At 62.3% G+C, this 17,968-nt stretch carries 17 protein-coding genes; 9 read left to right on the top strand and 8 right to left on the bottom strand.

From position 1 onward, the window contains the following. Positions 1–2: 2 nt before the first annotated feature. From glcF to proC, 3 genes are all read left to right on the top strand, one after another. The gene (gene glcF / locus DK391_RS26355) at positions 3–1,229 is read left to right on the top strand and encodes a glycolate oxidase subunit GlcF (RefSeq protein WP_109480947.1); all 1,227 of its coding nucleotides are present in this window, start codon (positions 3–5) and stop codon (positions 1,227–1,229) included. Positions 1,230–1,346: 117 nt separating this feature from the next. Continuing rightward, entirely contained in the window at positions 1,347–2,045 is a 699-nt protein-coding gene (locus DK391_RS26350) for a YggS family pyridoxal phosphate-dependent enzyme (RefSeq protein WP_109480946.1), read from the top strand. Positions 2,046–2,059: 14 nt separating this feature from the next. Next, the gene (proC, locus tag DK391_RS26345; protein WP_109480945.1) at positions 2,060–2,875 is read left to right on the top strand and encodes a pyrroline-5-carboxylate reductase; all 816 of its coding nucleotides are present in this window, start codon (positions 2,060–2,062) and stop codon (positions 2,873–2,875) included. Between the two features lie 76 nt (positions 2,876–2,951). Here proC and ubiA read toward each other — a convergent pair whose 3' ends face one another. The 7 genes from ubiA to recG all read right to left on the bottom strand — a co-directional run bounded on the left by ubiA (position 2,952) and on the right by recG (position 10,052). Further along, positions 2,952–3,815: a 4-hydroxybenzoate octaprenyltransferase gene (gene ubiA, locus DK391_RS26340; RefSeq protein WP_109480944.1), complete on the bottom strand. Its 864-nt coding sequence runs from the start codon at positions 3,813–3,815 to the stop codon at positions 2,952–2,954. A 182-nt stretch (positions 3,816–3,997) separates the two neighbouring features. Further along, entirely contained in the window at positions 3,998–4,486 is a 489-nt protein-coding gene (locus tag DK391_RS26335; protein ID WP_109480943.1) for a Dps family protein, read from the bottom strand. Between the two features lie 173 nt (positions 4,487–4,659). Beyond that, on the bottom strand, positions 4,660–4,851 hold the full coding sequence (locus DK391_RS26330) for a hypothetical protein (protein ID WP_109480942.1): 192 nt from the start codon (positions 4,849–4,851) through the stop codon (positions 4,660–4,662). A gap of 57 nt (positions 4,852–4,908) precedes the next feature. After that, a complete protein-coding gene (locus DK391_RS26325; protein WP_109480941.1) occupies positions 4,909–6,363 on the bottom strand; it encodes a catalase in 1,455 nt (484 codons plus the stop codon). Between the two features lie 69 nt (positions 6,364–6,432). Next, on the bottom strand, positions 6,433–6,573 hold the full coding sequence (locus DK391_RS44425; RefSeq protein WP_162600912.1) for a hypothetical protein: 141 nt from the start codon (positions 6,571–6,573) through the stop codon (positions 6,433–6,435). Positions 6,574–6,742: 169 nt separating this feature from the next. Next, entirely contained in the window at positions 6,743–7,702 is a 960-nt protein-coding gene (locus tag DK391_RS26320) for a LysR substrate-binding domain-containing protein (protein WP_109480940.1), read from the bottom strand. A gap of 124 nt (positions 7,703–7,826) precedes the next feature. Next, a complete protein-coding gene (gene recG, locus DK391_RS26315; RefSeq protein ID WP_109480939.1) occupies positions 7,827–10,052 on the bottom strand; it encodes an ATP-dependent DNA helicase RecG in 2,226 nt (741 codons plus the stop codon). Between the two features lie 195 nt (positions 10,053–10,247). Between recG and queA the strand changes: the two genes are divergently transcribed. From queA to secF, 5 genes are all read left to right on the top strand, one after another. Beyond that, positions 10,248–11,309: a tRNA preQ1(34) S-adenosylmethionine ribosyltransferase-isomerase QueA gene (queA, locus tag DK391_RS26310; RefSeq protein ID WP_109480938.1), complete on the top strand. Its 1,062-nt coding sequence runs from the start codon at positions 10,248–10,250 to the stop codon at positions 11,307–11,309. An 83-nt stretch (positions 11,310–11,392) separates the two neighbouring features. Then, positions 11,393–12,595, top strand: coding sequence for a tRNA guanosine(34) transglycosylase Tgt (gene tgt, locus DK391_RS26305; RefSeq protein WP_109480937.1), 1,203 nt, complete (start codon positions 11,393–11,395; stop codon positions 12,593–12,595). Between the two features lie 198 nt (positions 12,596–12,793). Beyond that, the gene (yajC, locus tag DK391_RS26300; protein WP_028371880.1) at positions 12,794–13,123 is read left to right on the top strand and encodes a preprotein translocase subunit YajC; all 330 of its coding nucleotides are present in this window, start codon (positions 12,794–12,796) and stop codon (positions 13,121–13,123) included. Between the two features lie 121 nt (positions 13,124–13,244). Beyond that, a complete protein-coding gene (secD, locus tag DK391_RS26295; protein ID WP_109480936.1) occupies positions 13,245–15,296 on the top strand; it encodes a protein translocase subunit SecD in 2,052 nt (683 codons plus the stop codon). An 18-nt stretch (positions 15,297–15,314) separates the two neighbouring features. Further along, on the top strand, positions 15,315–16,265 hold the full coding sequence (secF, locus tag DK391_RS26290) for a protein translocase subunit SecF (RefSeq protein WP_109480935.1): 951 nt from the start codon (positions 15,315–15,317) through the stop codon (positions 16,263–16,265). Between the two features lie 88 nt (positions 16,266–16,353). Here secF and DK391_RS26285 read toward each other — a convergent pair whose 3' ends face one another. Then, the gene (locus tag DK391_RS26285; protein ID WP_109480934.1) at positions 16,354–17,631 is read right to left on the bottom strand and encodes an MFS transporter; all 1,278 of its coding nucleotides are present in this window, start codon (positions 17,629–17,631) and stop codon (positions 16,354–16,356) included. Between the two features lie 59 nt (positions 17,632–17,690). Here DK391_RS26285 and DK391_RS44965 point away from each other — a divergent pair. Continuing rightward, on the top strand, positions 17,691–17,968 hold a 278-nt coding region (locus tag DK391_RS44965), incomplete at its 3' end, for a hypothetical protein (RefSeq protein WP_204117439.1).

Raw genomic sequence — 17,968 nt, 5'->3', positions numbered from 1 at the left:
CGATGCAGACCAACCTCGCCGACTTCATGCGCAACACACCGGACGGTGAAGAAGCCGACGCCATCCTGCGCAACTGCGTGCATTGCGGCTTTTGCACGGCCACCTGCCCGACCTATCAACTGCTCGGCGACGAACTGGACGGACCGCGCGGGCGCATCTATCTGATCAAGCAGATGGTGGAAGGCGCACCCGTCACGCGCAGCACGCAACTGCATCTGGACCGCTGCCTCACGTGCCGCAACTGCGAATCGACCTGCCCTTCCGGCGTGCAGTACGGCAAGCTTGTCGAGATTGGCCGCAAGCTCACCGAAGAAAAGGTGCCGCGCCCGTTCGGCCAGCGCCTGATGCGCCGGATGCTCGCGAGCTTCGTGCCGAACGCCACGCTGTTCACGCCTGCCATGCGCCTTGGCCAGCACTTCCGCCCACTGCTGCCGAAGAAGCTGCGGGACAAAGTGCCGCAACGCCAGCGCCAGCTCGAATGGCCGACGGCCACGCATGCTCGCAAGATGCTGATGCTCGCAGGTTGCGTTCAGCCCTCGATGATGCCGAACGTCAACATCGCCACCGCGCGCGTGCTCGACGCACTCGGCATCCAGACGGTCGTCGCGCCCGAGGCAGGCTGTTGCGGCGCGATCCGCCTGCATCTGGGCTACAACGACGAAGCGCTCGACGACGTGCGGCAGAACATCGACGCATGGTGGCCGCATGTCGAACTGGGCGCCGAGGCGATCGTGATGAACGCGTCGGGCTGCGGCGCGACCGTGAAGGAATACGCGCATCTGATGCGCAACGATCCCGCCTACGCGGAAAAAGCGCGGCGCATTGTCGAACTGACGCGCGACATCAGCGAGATCCTGCCGGACTTTGAGGAAGCGTTGACGCCACTCACGCGCCGCCGCGCGATTCACACAGTCGCGTATCACCCGCCCTGCACGCTGCAGCATGGCCAGCAGATTCGCGGCAAGGTCGAGCATCTGCTGGGTGCGTTGGGCATCGACGTCAGACTGCCCGCCGACAGCCATCTTTGCTGCGGCTCGGCTGGCACTTACTCGCTCACGCAGCCCGCGCTGTCGTACGCGCTGCGCAACCAGAAGCTGGACAAGCTGAAGGCACAGGAGCCGCAGATCATCGTGTCTGCGAATGTGGGTTGTATTTCGCATCTGCAAAGCGGCACCTCCACGCCTGTCGTGCATTGGGTCGAACTCGTCGAGCACATGCTCGCGTCCTGATCGACAGCTTGCCGCTTTGCGAATGGGCACACCACCTGGCCGATCGGCCGGGTCGTGCCATGCGGGCGGCGTCCGTATAATCCGATTCGTCGCCCTCGCATCGGTACACAACGTTTCATGCCCGATCTCGCTCACAATCTCGACGCAGTGCATCAGCGCATCGCCCTCGCCGCGCAGGTCGCGGGCCGCGATCCTGCTTCCATTGCGCTGCTCGCCGTCTCCAAGACATTTCCCGCCGAAGACGTCCGCGCCGCGCATGCCGCGGGCCAGCGCGCTTTCGGCGAAAACTACGTGCAGGAAAGTCTCACGAAAATCGAGGCTTTGTCCGATCTGCGCACGTCGCTCGAATGGCATTTCATTGGGCCGTTGCAATCGAACAAGACGCGGCCGGTCGCTGAGAATTTCGCCTGGGTGCATTCCGTCGACCGACTGAAAATCGCGCAACGTCTGTCGGAGCAGCGGCCGGAAGGCTTGCCTGTGCTGAACGTTTGCCTGCAAGTCAACATCAGCGGCGAGGCATCGAAAAGCGGCGTGACGGCTGACGATGCTGTCGATGTCGCGCGCCAGATCGCCGCGCTGCCCAGGCTGCGTCTGCGCGGCCTGATGGCCATTCCCGAACCGGCGGGCGATGTCGAGCAGCAGCGCGTACCGCATCGCGCATTGCGCGAGCTGTTCGAAAAACTGCGCTCGGAAGGGCTTGAACTCGACACGCTATCGATAGGCATGTCGGGCGATCTCGAAGCCGCCGTGCTCGAAGGCGCGACCATCGTGCGCATCGGCACCGCCATTTTCGGCGCCCGCGATTACTCTCACTGACCATCCCGAACATCATGAAAATTGCCTTCATCGGCGGCGGCAATATGGCCGCTGCACTCATCGGCGGACTGATCAAGCGTGGCGTCGCGCCGTCGGACATCCTTGCGATCGATCCCAACGAAGACGCCCGCAAGCGTAGCGTCGAGCAGTTTGGCGTTGGCGCGAGCGCTGCGGCGGATGCGTCGCTGCAATCGTTCGATGCCGTCGTGCTGGCCGTAAAGCCGCAGATCGTGAAGGACGTCGCGGCTGCGCTCGCGCCGCACCTCACGGCGTCGCAACTCGTCATCAGCATCGTCGCGGGCATTCGCGGCGAAGATCTCGTGCGCTGGCTCGGCGGCCACGCGCGTGTCGTGCGCACGATGCCGAACACGCCCGCGCTGATCGGCATGGGCGTGACGGGTCTGGTCGCGCTGGAAGGCGTCGATGAAGCGGGCCGCGAGCTCGCGTCTCAAGTGCTTGGCGCGGTCGGTCAGACCGTGTGGTTCGACGACGAAGCGAAGATCGACGCTGTCACTGCCATCTCCGGCAGCGGCCCGGCGTACGTGTTCTATTTCATCGAAGCGATGCAGGAAGCGGCACGCCAACTCGGCATGGACGAAGAGCAAGGTCGCGCGCTGGCCGTCGCGACGTTCACCGGCGCGGCTCAACTTGCCGCGCAATCGGGCGAACCGGCGAGCGTGCTGCGTGAGCGCGTCACGTCGAAAGGCGGCACGACGGCAGCCGCGCTCGCTGCATTCGACGCGCAAGGCGTGAAGGACGCGATCGTACGCGGCGCATTGGCTGCAGACGCGCGTGCGCGTGAAATGGGCGAGGAATTTGGCAAGCAGTGATATTGCTTGCCTTGTGACTGGGACGGTTTGAGACGAAGCGGCGACACGCCTGCTTCGTCTGGCGGGTCAATCAGTCCTAGAACGCCTGAGCCGCATAGTGCGCGGCGATACCCGCGAACAACGCGCCGCCCAGCCAGTTGTTGTGACGGAACGCAGCGAAACAGGCCATGCGCTCACGGTCCTTGATCAGCGTGTAGTGGTAGACAGCGCAACCAGCCGCAGCGGCCAGACCGATCCAGTACAGCACGCCAAAGCCCAGCATCACGCCGATACCGGCATAGATGCCAAGCGTGACGGCATAGCAGAGCATGATCGCGAGCACATCGAAGCGGCCAAAGGTCAGCGCCGAGGTACGGATGCCGATCTTGATGTCGTCGTCGCGGTCGACCATCGCGTATTCGGTGTCGTACGCAACCGACCAGAACACGTTCGCCAGCAACATGACCCACGCGAGCACCGGCACCTGATTCTGAATGGCCGCGAACGCCATCGGAATGCCGAAGCCGAACGCGATGCCCAGATACGCCTGCGGAATCGCGAAGAAGCGCTTGGTGAACGGATACGTGCCCGCGACGAACAGCGCAGCCACCGACAACTCCTTCGTCAGCGCATTGAGCGGCAGGATCAGCAGGAACGCCAGCAAAGAAAGTCCCGCGGCCAGCGCCACCGCTTCCCATGCCTTGATCTTGCCCGACGTGATCGGACGATTTTCGGTGCGCTTCACGTAGCGGTCGAAATCGCGGTCCGCGTAGTCATTGATTGCGCAGCCGGCCGAGCGCATCAGCACCGTGCCGAGCGTGAAGATCACCAGCAGGGACAGCGACGGATGACCGTCCGACGCAATCCACAATGCGTTGAGGGTCGGCCACAGCAGCAGCAGGCTGCCGATCGGCTTGTCCATGCGGACAAGGCGCAGAAAGAGCGGGAGTCGGGCGAACATGGCGGTGCGCGGAGATACGATCCCGGTATTTTAGAGCAGCGCGCGTGACAGCCCTGCTCAGGTGCGCATGAACAAATGCAAAAGCCCGGCGGGCACTCACCCGCCGGGCTTTTATCGATGCATCTCGTTACGCGGCCGCGAACGCTTCAGACACTGTCAGCGCTACACAGCCTTCTCGATCATCAAGCCAGCATCGAACGCAGCATCCACGCGTTCTTTTCGTGCGTCTGCATACGTTGCGTCAGCAGGTCGGCCGTCGGCTCGTCGTGAGCCGCGTCCGTCACCGGGAAGATCGCGCGCGCGGTGCGCACCACGGATTCCTGGCCTTCCACCAGCTGGCGGATCATGTCTTCGGCGGCGGGCACGCCGTCCGCTTCAGCGATCGACGACAGCTTGGCGAATTCCTTGTAGCTGCCCGGCGCTGCAACACCCAGCGCGCGGATGCGCTCGGCGATCAGATCGACAGCCATCGCGAGTTCCGTGTACTGCGTTTCGAACATCAGATGCAGCGTGTTGAACATCGGACCCGTCACGTTCCAGTGGAAGTTGTGGGTCTTCAGATACAGCGTGTACGTATCGGCGAGCAGACGCGAGAGACCTTCGGCGATCTTCTTGCGGTCCTTGTCGCTGATACCAATATTGACGTGCGGTACGGCTTCTTTCTTGGCCATGATGACTCCTTTTAAGAGTGATTTGAACCGGTCTGCATGCCCGGAACTGCGCGTGTGCAATCGTTCAACGCTCGAACGCCCGCCAGTTTAGCGTAGAACCGCTAACCGTTCGCGAGACCCATCGCCGCGCTGCGCGTGCGTTTCAGACCACGCATGGCCATCCGCGCGATACGTCAGCCGTGAACTGCGCGCACCAGCGTCGCGACGATCGCCACGTAGCCACTGCTCACAATCGCGAAGCCCACGAGCTTCTGAAACAACATCGGCGCGCGCACCTGTTGCGCGATGCTGCGAGTGCCAGCGCTATTTGCACGACTTGCGCGGCCTGCCTGAAATCCAACTGCGTTCATCACCATCTGCACCATGATCTTTCTCCTTCACGGGCGACAGCGCTGCGCTGCCGCCCTTCACTCTCTATATCGTTACTTCGCGTTCGCTTTTGCGAGCGCCTCGATTGCACCGATCACACCATCGGCATAGGCCGGATCTATCTTGCGGAAATGCTCGACCTGACGCGCGACGATATCGGCAGGCACGCCTTCGATCGAACGCGCGATATTGCTGAACAGACGCTCGCGCTGCGCATCGTCGAAGAGCCGGAACAGCGCTGCCGGCTGGCTGTAGTAATCGTCGTCCTCGCGATGGTTGTAGTGATCGACATTGCCTGCCGCGAGCGGCGGTTCCATTGCGTTACGGTCCTGCGCGAAATCGCCGAGACGGTTCGGCTCATAGTTCACGTTGCCGCCGAGGTTGCCATCCACGCGCATGCCGCCGTCACGATGGAACGACCGCACATGCGGTGCACGCGATGCATTCACGGGAATCAGATGGTGATTCACGCCCAGGCGATAGCGCTGCGTGTCGCCGTACGAGAACAGACGCCCTTGCAACAGACGGTCGGGCGAATAGCCGATGCCCGGCACCACATTCGCCGGCGTGAACGCGGCCTGCTCCACGTCTGCAAAGTAGTTCTGCGCATTACGGTTCAACTCGATCACACCCACATCGATCAACGGATAGTCGTTGTGCGGCCAGATCTTCGTCACATCGAACGGGTTGTAGCGATACGTCGCGGCGTCCGCTTCAGGCATCACCTGAATCTGGAAGCGCCATTTCGGAAAGTCGCCGTTATCGATCGAGCCGACCAGATCGCGCTGCGCACTCTCACGATCACGCGCGACGACTTGCGCGGCTTCTTCATCGGTGAAATTCTCGATACCCTGCATCGACTTGAAATGAAACTTCACCCAGAAGCGCTCGTTGTCCGCGTTGATGAACGAATACGTGTGCGAGCCGAAACCGTGCATCTGCCGGTAGTTCTTCGGAATGCCGCGATCGCTCATCAGAATCGTCACCTGATGCAACGACTCCGGGTGATACGCGAAGAAGTCCCACGCATTGGTCGCGCTGCGCATGTTCGTGTACGGGTCGCGCTTTTGCGTGTGGATGAAATCGGGGAACTTCAACGGATCGCGGATAAAGAACACGGGCGTGTTGTTGCCGACCACGTCCCAGTTGCCCTCTTCCGTGTAGAACTTGATCGAGAAACCGCGCACGTCGCGTTCGGCATCGGCGGCACCGCGCTCGCCCGCCACTGTCGAAAAGCGCATGAACAACGGCGTTTCCTTGCCGACCTGCCCGAACACCTTGGCCTTCGTGTAGCGCGAGATGTCGTGCGTCACCTTCAACGTGCCGAACGCGCCCGAACCTTTTGCGTGAACGCGGCGCTCGGGAATCACTTCGCGGTCGAAGTGCGCGAGCTTTTCGATCAGCCACACGTCCTGCAGCGCGACGGGGCCGCGCGGGCCAGCCGTCAGCGAGTTCTGGTTGTCGGCGACGGGTGCGCCCGAGGCGGTGGTGAGATTGCGTTCAGACATATTGTTCTCCGGGTGTTTCTGAAATGTGCGTGTGGGGTGTGTTCGGATGAGGAGATGTGCAGCGCCGTGTCAGGCGGACAGCGCGCGATCGACGAGCAGTGCAAACGCGACCGAGCGGAAACTGGACGCGCTACTAGCGGCCGGCGCGGCCTGCTGCGATGACGGCGAGGGAGAAACTGACGGGAACAGCGAAGACGTGGACGGCTGCATGATTTCCTCCGGTTTGTCGTGTTGGATCTCGGCGACCCATGGAGGAAATCTTAAAGAAAACTATCGAACTAGACGATTTGATTAATTTTATATATTCGATAGGGCCGCCTCATGCAGAGGGCGGCGAGCGCATCGGCTTCGAAACGGCCGATGCGCGCAGGACTAACGCTTAAGCGATGGCGGCTGGCAAATCCAGCTTTTTTACGCCGGGAAGATCACACGCGGCGATGGCGTCGCAGATTGCGTCGATGGCAGGCATGCGCGTGAAGCTCTTGCGCCACGCCAGCACGACACGGCGGTCCGGCACCGGCTCGTCGAATGGCACGTAGCTGAGCAACCCGGAATCGACGCCGCCCGCGTGCGGCTTCACTTCATGCACGGACATGCGCGGCAGCACCGTAATACCGACGCCGCTCGCCACCATATGCCGGATCGTTTCCAGCGACGATCCTTCGAAGGTCTTCTGGATGCCGTCCGCGTTCTGCGAAAAGCGCATCAGTTCCGGGCACACGCCGAGCACGTGATCACGGAAGCAATGACCGCTGCCGAGCAGCAACATGGTTTCCTGCTTCAGATCGCCTGGATCGATCTTGTTGCGCGACTCCCATGCGTGGCCCGACGGCAATGCGACCACGCACGGCTCGTCATACAGCGGACGTAGCATCAAACCCGTTTCCGGAAACGGCAGCGCCATGATGGCGACGTCGATTTCGCCCTGCTTGAGCAGTTCGATCAGCTTGAGCGTGTAGTTTTCCTGCAGCATCAGCGGCATCTGCGGGACGCGCTTGATCATCTGCTTGACGAGTGTAGGCAGCAGGTACGGCCCGATCGTATAGATCACGCCGAGACGCAGCGGCCCGACCAGCGGATCCTTACCTTGCTTGGCAATTTCCTTGATGGCGAGCGTCTGTTCGAGAACGCGCTGCGCTTGCGTGACGATCTGCTCGCCAATCGGCGTGACGCTGACTTCGCTCGTGCCGCGCTCGAAAATCTGTACGTTCAGCTCGTCTTCGAGCTTCTTGATCGCGACGGACAACGTCGGCTGGCTCACGAAACACGCTTCTGCCGCGCGCCCGAAATGCCGCTCGCGCGCTACGGCAACGATGTACTTCAGTTCTGTGAGGGTCATTGGGGACCAATCAGTGCGATGAATTCGATAGGTTTCTGTTATACACCTATGGGGCCAATTCGCCAACCTTCAAGCGGGAATCAGGCATGGTGCGGTGCGGAAACGCTTCCACGCCCGTCTTTCACTAGGCCTTCAGATACTGTTCGCGCGTATTCAGCCAGCGCAACAGATGCTGCGTGACGACGTTCGGATACTGCGCGAGCAGCGTCGTGGCCGCCTCGCGCGCCGGCTCGATCAGCCAGCCGTCGTTTTCGAGATCGGCGAAGCGCAGCATCGCCGCGCCTGACTGTCGCGCGCCGAGAAACTCGCCGGGTCCGCGAATTTCGAGGTCGCGACGGGCGATTTCGAAGCCGTCGGTGGTTTCGCGCATGGTTTGCAGACGCGCGCGAGCCGTCATCGACAGCGGGCCGGTGTAGAGCAGCACGCACACCGACGCTGCGCTGCCGCGCCCCACCCGTCCCCGCAACTGGTGCAATTGCGCGAGACCAAAGCGCTCGGCGTGCTCGATCACCATCAGGGACGCATTCGGCACATCGACACCCACTTCGATCACCGTGGTCGCGACCAGCAACTGCACTTCGTTGCGGCTGAACGCGTCCATCACCGTGGCTTTTTCGACGGGCGTGAGGCGTCCGTGCACCAGCCCGACCTTCAGTTCCGGCAGCGCGGCGACGAGCGTTTCGTACGTTTCGACGGCAGTCTGCAACTGCAACGTCTCGCTTTCCTCGATCAGCGGACACACCCAGTACACCTGGCGGCCCGTCAGCGCGGCCTCGCGCACGCGACCGATCACTTCTTCGCGGCGGCCATCGGAAACGAGCTTGGTCAGGATCGGCGTGCGGCCGGGCGGCAGTTCGTCGATGGTCGACACTTCGAGATCCGCGTAGTAAGTCATGGCCAGCGTGCGCGGAATCGGCGTCGCCGACATCATCAGCTGATGCGGCTGGAAGTCGCGTGCGCCATCGGCGGCGTTTTGCGCCTTGGCGCGCAATGCCAGCCGCTGAGCGACACCAAACCGATGCTGTTCATCGACGATCACGAGGCCCAGCCGTGCGAATTCGACCGCGTCCTGAATGATCGCGTGCGTGCCGATCACGAGTTGCGCGGTGCCTAGCGCGGCGGCTTCGATCGCGCTGCGCTTTTCCTTCGTCTTCAGGCTGCCCGCCAGCCACGCCACTGACACGCCCAGCGGCTCCAGCCAGCCGCGCAGCTTCCGCGCGTGCTGCTCGGCGAGGATTTCGGTGGGCGCCATCATCGCGGCCTGATAACCGGCGTCGATGGCCTGAGCCGCCGCGAGCGCGGCGACGACCGTCTTGCCGCTGCCGACGTCGCCCTGCAACAGACGCTGCATCGGATGCGGCTGGGTCAGATCGTGCGAGATTTCCGCGCAGACACGCTGCTGCGCGTTGGTCAGCCCGAACGGCAGCGTTTTCAACAAACGCGTCACCAACGAGGCTTCATTACCCGGTTCACTGCGCGGCATGACAGGCGCAGCACGCGTGCGACGCTCCTCGTGCGCACGCTTGAGCGACAGTTGCTGCGCGAGCAGTTCCTCGAACTTGATGCGCGTCCACGCCGGATGCGTGCCGTCGATCATCGCCGCTTCGTCCGAATGCGAATTCGGATGATGCAGCGTGCGCACGGCGTCCATCAGTTGCGGCACGTCGAGCGGTTGCAGGTATTGGCGCGCGACGGGTTCCGGCAAAAGCTCAGGCAGCGACGTACGTGCCAGCGCGTTGTCGATCGCCTTGCGCAGATATGCCTGCGACACGCCCGCCGTGCTCGGATAAACGGGCGTCAGCGCCTGCGGCAACGGCGTGTCTTCATCGACCACGCGCACGGCCGGATGCACCATCTCCATCCCGAAGAAACCGCCGCGCACGTCGCCGCGCACGCGCAGGCGCGTGCCGATTGCCATCTGCTTGACCTGCGAGCCGTAGAAATTGAGGAAGCGCAGGATCAGTTCATCGCCTGCGTCGTCGCGCATTTTCACCAGCAACTGACGGCGCGGCCGGTACGCGATCTCGTTGTCGTAGACCACGCCTTCCGCTTGCGAAACGCCGCCCGGTAGCAACTCGCCGATCGGCGTCAGCGAGGTTTCGTCCTCGTAGCGCATCGGCAGATGCAGGACGAGGTCGATATCGCGCGTCAGGCCCATTTTTGCGAGCTTGTCGGCGGTTTTGGCTAACGTGGTTTTCTTCGCCGCTACGGGCTTTTTCGCGGCGTCGGCGGCAGGCGCATCGGGCGTTTGAGCCGCGTCCGCGTCCGCCTTGCTCCGGGCGGCGCGGCGCTTCTTCGGGGCGCTGTCGTCGTCGGTGTCGAGAGGTGAACGGGTATCGGACAAAGGCATGAGTCGCTTCGCAAGTACAATATCGGCTTCAGAAGTTTCGCGGCCAGCGCGTGTGTGAGTCACTCGCGCGCAGGGCCGCTGCGGCAATGTCCCGCAATCATAGCCGCTCGACGGGCGCTGTCGTAGACGCTGATGCTCCGCAGCGCGTTCCGCCCGAGACGCAATTCCATTGAGTACCGCTTCAAGCCAGCCCGCATGTTCACGCTTTCCGATTTCGATTTCGACCTGCCGCCCGAACTGATCGCGCAGGTCGCCTTGCCCGAGCGCAGCGCCAGCCGCCTGCTCGAAGTGAATGGGCAAACCGCGCCCGCGACGCTCGTCGACCGGCGTTTTGCCGAACTGCCCGACTGCATCGAGTCCGGCGATCTGCTCGTCTTCAACGATACCAAGGTTCTGAAGGCGCGCTTCCTCGGCCAGAAGGCCAGCGGCGGCAAGATCGAAGTGCTGGTCGAACGGCTGACGGGCGAACGCACGGCGCTGGCGCAGATTCGCGCGAGCAAGAGTCCGGGCGAAGGCACCGTGCTGCGTCTGGCCGACGCGTTCGATGTCACCGTCGGCGAGCGCGTCGAGCCGTTCTACACGCTGCACTTCCCCGACGACTGCCTGACGCTGATCGAACAGTTCGGCCGCCTGCCGCTGCCGCCGTATATCGAGCACGATCCCGACGCATTCGACGAAACCCGCTATCAGACGGTCTACGCGCAGAATCCTGGCGCCGTCGCCGCACCCACGGCCGGCCTGCATTTCGACGATTCGATCTTCGCGCGTCTAGATGAAAAAGGCGTCGAGCGCGCGACGCTCACGCTGCATGTCGGCGCGGGCACGTTCCAGCCGGTGCGCGTCGAGAATATCGCCGAGCACAAGATGCATAGCGAGTGGTATCAACTGCCGCAATCGCTGGTCGACAAGATCGCTGCGACGAAAGCGCGGGGAAATCGCGTGATTGCGGTGGGCACGACCTCGATGCGCGCGCTCGAAGCCGCCGCGCGCGATGCTGACCAAGCTGGAAGGCCTCTCGCCGCAACCAGCGCCGAGACGGACATTTTCATCACGCCGGGCTATAAGTTCCGCGTGGTCGACCGGCTGGTGACGAACTTCCATCTGCCGAAGTCCACGCTGCTGATGCTGGTGTCGGCGTTCGCGGGCATCGAAACGATCCGCGCGGCGTACCGGCATGCAATCGACGAGCGCTATCGCTTTTTCAGCTACGGCGACGCGATGCTACTCACGCGCAGCGAAGACGCGCTTAACGCATAATCCCTCACCCGCCGCCGGGAGCCTCCCGGCGGCGCACATCACATTGCGCCGAACTGTTCTTCGGTTGCATACGGAGTCAAAACATGACCGACGGTCATCACACCGCTGCACGCGCCGACGGCGCCTACCTCGGCGACCACGTTCGCCCCGACAACGGCCTGAAATTCGAGCTGCTGAAAACCGACGGCCAGGCGCGCCGCGGCCGTCTGACGCTGAATCACGGCGTGATCGAAACGCCGATCTTCATGCCCGTCGGCACGTACGGCACCGTGAAAGCGATCCAGCCGCGCGAACTGGAAGAAATCCACGCGCAGATCATTCTCGGCAACACCTTCCACCTGTGGCTGCGTCCCGGTCTCGAAACCATCGGCGCGCACGGCGGTTTGCACAATTTCATGGGCTGGAAGCGACCGATTCTCACGGATTCGGGCGGTTTCCAGGTCTTCTCGCTCGGCGATCTGCGCAAGATCACCGAAGACGGCGTCACGTTCGCGTCGCCGATCAACGGCGACAAGCTGTTCCTGTCGCCCGAAGTGTCGATGCAGATCCAGAAGGTGCTGAACTCGGACATCGTGATGCAGTTCGACGAATGCACGCCCTACGCGACCAACGGCGTGGCGACTTCGCATAAGGACGCTGCCGATTCGATGCGCATGTCGATGCGCTGGGCAAAACGTTCGATCGACGAGTTCAACCGGCTCGGCAATCCGAATGCGCTGTTCGGCATCGTCCAGGGCGGCATGTTCGAAGATCTGCGCGACGAATCGCTGGCGGGTCTGTCGGAGATCGGCTTCCACGGTCTGGCGATAGGCGGGCTGTCCGTCGGCGAGCCGAAGGAAGACATGATGCGCGTGCTGAACCACATCGGCCCGAAGCTGCCCGCCGACAAGCCGCACTACCTGATGGGCGTGGGCACGCCGGAAGACCTCGTGGCGGGCGTCTCGGCAGGCGTCGACATGTTCGACTGCGTGATGCCGACCCGCAACGCGCGCAACGGCTGGCTGTTCACGCGTTTCGGCGACATCAAGATCCGCAACGCGACCCACAAGAACTCGCTGCGTCCGCTCGACGAACAATGCGGCTGCTACACCTGCCGCAATTTCACGCGCGGGTATCTGCACCATCTGCATCGCGTCGGCGAAATTCTCGGCGCGCAGTTGAACACGATCCACAACCTGCACTACTACCTCGAGCTGATGCAGGAAATGCGCGACGCGATCGACGCGCAGATGTTCGACACCTTCCGCAAGCTGTTCCACGAGAACCGCGCGCGTGGGACGGACTAAAGTAAATGGAGCATTGGGAGACGCGTAAAAAAACCGTTCTCCCACATAGCGCAGCAGACATTACAATTAACTTTCGGATTCTCGGCAAAAACCCCTTGACAGCCCGTCAGGAAAACCCGTTCCGGGTGCCGTCCCGTAAATGGCCGGTGGTAGAATAACCGGCTGATTTTTTTCGATTGTTATAACGGAGAGACCAACGTGTCGTTCATTACCGATGCCTTCGCGCAAGGCAGTGCAGCAGGTGGCGCCGAATCGAGCCTGATGAGCTTCCTGCCGCTGATTCTGATGTTCGCGGTGCTGTATTTCATCATGATTCGCCCGCAAATGAAGCGCCAGAAGGAACACCGCAACATGCTTTCCGCCATGGCGAAGGGCGATGAAGTGGTGACGAACGGCGGTATCGTCGGCAAGGTGACCAAGGTGGGTGAAGCCTACGTTGGCGTCGAAATCGCAGAAGGCACCGAAATCACCGTGCAGAAGGCGTCGGTGACGACCATTCTGCCGAAGGGCACCCTGAAGTCGCTGTAAGGCCTGCTCTCTCGCGTCCGGCGCGGCCTCGCGCCGATCGAAGCCCATCACGCATGCTTCGCCTCCTCGCGCTCATCGCCGGACGCATCGCTTTCAAGCCAACCTCCCGTTGGACCACTCCATGAATCGTTACCCCCTCTGGAAGTATGCCGTGATGCTGGTGGCGCTCGTCATCGGCCTCGTCTACACGCTGCCCAATTTCTTCGGCGAAGCGCCGGCGGTGCAGGTGTCGAGCGGCAAGGCAACGGTCAAGCTCGATTCGACCACGCTGTCGCAGGTCGAAGCGGCGCTCGCATCGAGCCAGATCAAGCCGGACGATGTCACGTTCGACAACTCGACGCAAAACGCGAATATCCGCGTGCGTCTGAAGGACACCGACACGCAGTTGCGCGTCAAGGATCTGCTGCAGAAAGCGCTCAACAGCGACCCGAACGATCCGCAGTACATCGTTGCGCTGAATCTGCAGAGCGCGTCGCCGCACTGGCTGACTGCGCTGCACGCGCTGCCCATGTACCTCGGTCTCGACTTGCGCGGCGGCGTGCACTTCCTGCTGCAGGTCGACATGGCGGGCGCACTGAACAAGAAGCTCGATTCGGACGCATCGGATGCACGCACGCTGCTGCGTGACAAGGGCATCCGCGACGGCGGCGTGAGCCGTAACGGCCAGACGGTGGTGGTCAATTTCGCCGATCAGGACGTCGCGGAGGGCGCACGCAAGCAGTTGGCAACCGGTGTTGCCGAGCTTCAGTGGGCGACGCAGCCGAACCCGGCTGGCGGCTTCCAGGTGGTAGGCACGTTCACGCCGGCGGTGCAGAAGACGGTCGAGGACGCTGCACTCAAGCAGAACATCACGACGCTGCATAACCGCGTCAACGAACTCGGCGTGGCCGAACCGGTGATCCAGCAGCAAGGCTCAGACCGTATCGTGGTCGAACTGCCGGGCGTGCAAGACACGGCAAAGGCGAAGGACATCATCGGCCGCACGGCGACGCTCGAAGCGCGCCTTGCCGATCCGAACGGTCTGCATCCGAATCCGAACGATCCCGTCCCTGCTGGCGACGAACTCTTCACGCAAGGCAATGCTGTTCCCGTTCTGCTGCGCAAGGCCGTGATCTTCACGGGCGACCGCATCATCGACGCATCGGCGGGCTTTGACGAGCATCAGCGTCCGTCCGTGAACATCCGTCTGGATTCGGCGGGTGGCCGTGCCGTGCGCAGCGTGTCGCGCGACAACATCGGCAAGCCGATGGCGATGGTGCTGTTCGAAAAGGGCAAGGGCGAAGTGCTGACGGTTGCGACGATCCAGTCGGAACTGGGTGACCGCTTCCAGATCACCGGCCAGCCGACGCCGCAAGCCGCAACCGATCTCGCGCTGCTGCTGCGCGCCGGTTCGCTCGCTGCGCCGATGGACATCATCGAAGAACGCACGATCGGCCCGAGCCTCGGCGCGGACAACATCAAGAAGGGCTTCCACTCGGTGGTGTGGGGCTTTGCCGCGATCGCGGTCTTCATGATCGCGTACTACATGCTGTTCGGCCTGATCTCGATGATCGCGCTGTCGGTCAACCTGCTGCTGCTGATCGCCGTGCTGTCGATGCTGCAGGCCACGCTGACCTTGCCGGGTATCGCCGCTATCGCGCTGGCGCTCGGTATGGCCATCGACGCGAACGTGCTGATCAACGAGCGCGTGCGTGAAGAACTGCGTAACGGCGCGCCGCCGCAACTGGCTATCCAGAGCGGCTACGCGCATGCATGGGCGACGATTCTCGACTCGAACGTGACCACGCTGATCGCCGGCCTCGCGCTGCTCGCCTTCGGTTCCGGCCCGGTGCGCGGCTTCGCTGTCGTGCACTGTATCGGCATCATGACGTCGATGTTCTCGGCTGTGTTCTTCTCGCGCGGTCTCGTGAACCTGTGGTACGGCGGCAAGAAGAAGCTGCAATCGCTTGCGATCGGTCAGGTGTGGAAGCCCGCTCCCGCTGAAGGCGCTGCCGCTTACCTCGACAACGCGGACACGCAAACCGACACGGCTCGCGCCATGGCTGCAACGGTAGCGCCGAAGCAGAAGGCCAAGGCGAAGGCCGCGGCCGGCGCGAAGGCCAGCGCCGCCAAGCCGACGCTGCGCAACCGCAACGCGTCAGGTGGCACGAACAAACCGGGTTCATCCCGCTGAGTCCCGGAGAAAGAGAACATGGAATTTTTCCGCATCCGTAAAGACATTCCGTTCATGCAGCGCGCGTTGATCTTCAACGCGATCTCGCTGCTGACGTTCATCGCTGCCGTGTTTTTCCTGCTGCATCGCGGGCTGCATCTGTCCGTCGAGTTCACGGGCGGCACTGTGATCGAAGTGCAGTATCCGAACGCCGTGCCGCTCGAACCCGTGCGCGACACGCTGTCGAAGATCGGTTACGGTGACGCGCAGGTGCAGAACTTCGGCACCTCGCGCGACGTGCTGATCCGTCTGCCGCTCAAGCAAGGTCTGACGTCTGCGCAACAGAGCGATCAGGTGATGGCTTCGCTGAAGTCGCAGGATTCGAATGCGCAATTGCAGCGCGTCGAATTCGTCGGTCCGCAGGTCGGCAAGGAACTCGCCACCGACGGCCTGCTCGCGCTCGCGTGCGTGGTCGCGGGCATCGTGATCTATCTGTCGTTCCGCTTCGAATGGAAGTACGCGGTGGCGGGCGTGATCGCGAACTTGCACGACGTCATCATCATTCTTGGCTTCTTCGCGTTCTTCCAGTGGGAGTTCTCGCTGTCGGTGCTGGCTGCCGTGCTGGCCGTGCTCGGTTACTCGGTGAATGAGTCCGTGGTTATCTTCGACCGGATTCGCGAAACCTTCCGCCGCGAACGCAAGATGAGCGTGATCGAGGTAATCAACCACGCCATTACGAGCACGATGTCGCGTACGATCATCACGCACGGCTGTACGCAGATGATGGTGCTGACGATGTTCCTGTTCGGCGGCCCGACGCTGCACTACTTCGCACTCGCGCTGACGGTCGGTATTCTGTTCGGTATCTACTCGTCGGTGTTCGTCGCGGCAGCGCTGGCGATGTGGTTCGGCGTGAAGCGTGAAGACCTGATCAAGGACAAGAAGGAACGCCACGATCCGAATGATCCGAACGCGGGCGCGCAGGTTTGATCGCGCAAAGCGTCTGATACTTTTAGCAGCAAAGAAAAAAGGCCGGTTCGATATGAACCGGCCTTTGTCGTTTACGGCGGTGCAGCCATCACCGGAAGCCGAGCTTGCTCCGTGCTGCGAGCAACGCAATCACGCTCAGCACGGCGGCGAACATCAGATAGAAACTCGGCGCGATTTTCATGCCCGTCGCCTGAATCAGCCACGCGATGATGAACGGCCCGAAGCCACCAAAGATCGTCACGGCGATGTTATAGGCGAGCGACATACCCGTCGTGCGCGTCTGCACGGGGAAAATCTCGGACAGCAGTCCCGGCAGCGAGCCGAAATATGCCGTCATCAGAAAGCCGAGCACGATCTGCATCGCGATCAGCGCGCCGAAGGTCGGGTGCGCGACAAGATAGCTGAAGGCAGGACAGATCAGCAGGAACAGCAACACCGCGGGAACGAGCATGATGCGCACGCGTCCGTGGCGGTCGGACAGATGCCCGACGACAGGCGAGAACACCATCTGGATCACGCCGATCAGACCGATCGCCGCGAACGCCACGGACGGCGCGAGACCGAGTTGCTTGATCGCGAAGGTCGGCATGAAGAGCACGAGATAGGTCGACACCGTGCCGAGCACGACGATGCCCATGCCGACGAACAGACGCAGCTTCTGGGTGGCGAACGTATCGCGGATAGGCGTCTGCGTGGTTTCGGCGGCGAGGAACTCGGGCGTTTCATCGAGTTTCGTGCGGATGTACCACGCCACTGGTCCGATCAGCAGGCCGAAGAAGAACGGCACGCGCCAGCCCCACGACGCCATTTGCTCCGGCGACAGGTTACCCGTCAGCACCATGCCGAACAGCGCGGCGAGCAGCGTGGTCAGTCCCTGACTGGCGATCTGCCAACTGGCGAAATAGCCGCGCCTGCCGGGCACGTGTTCGGCGAGGAAGGCCGTGGCACTGCCGAACTCGCCGCCCGCCGAGAAACCTTGCATCAGCCGTGCGACCACGAGAATCAGCGGCGCTGCGAGGCCGATCGACTGATAGGTGGGCAATACGGCGATGATCAGCGTGCCGACCATCATCAGCAGGATCGAGAGTGTGAGGGCAGCCTTGCGTCCGGCGCGGTCGGCGTAGGCGCCAAGCACGATCGCGCCCAGTGGCCGCATGAAGAACGACACGCCGAAGGTGCCGAGCGTGAGCAGGAGCGACACGGTGTCGTTGCCTGACGGAAAGAACAGCTTCGAGATGATGACGGCGAAGAAACCGTAGACCACGAGGTCGAACCATTCCAGCGCATTGCCGATCGATGCGGCGACGATCGTGCGCCAGGTGTTGGAACGGCTAGGCGCCGCCGTGCTGGCTAGTGTTGAACTCATTGCGGATCTCCATGTGCGCGGCAGTTTCTGGTTTTTTTTGTCGAATCGCCGGATTCGATGTGCGCACAACGACCGATCCGGTGTTGCGTTCGATTTTTACCGAAATAATAAGTCTGTACGAGGGGTGGAAATGCTTAGTTTTTGGTTTGGAGTGGTGTTGGGGGTTGATTGTTTGGGGTATTTGCTGGCATCCGCTTTTTGTTACTGGTGCTTCATGCGTTGCCCCTGTGAGGGGCGGCACCTACTTTTCTTTGCCGCCGCAAAGAAAAGTAGGCAAAAGAAAGCGGGCTAACACCGCCAACACTTCTTCTTGCCTGCGGGCCCCCTACGGCCCTGT

Source organism: Paraburkholderia sp. C35, from assembly GCF_003121405.1.
Classification (GTDB): Bacteria; Pseudomonadota; Gammaproteobacteria; order Burkholderiales; family Burkholderiaceae; genus Paraburkholderia.
This window is presented reverse-complemented; position numbering and strand designations above follow the sequence as displayed.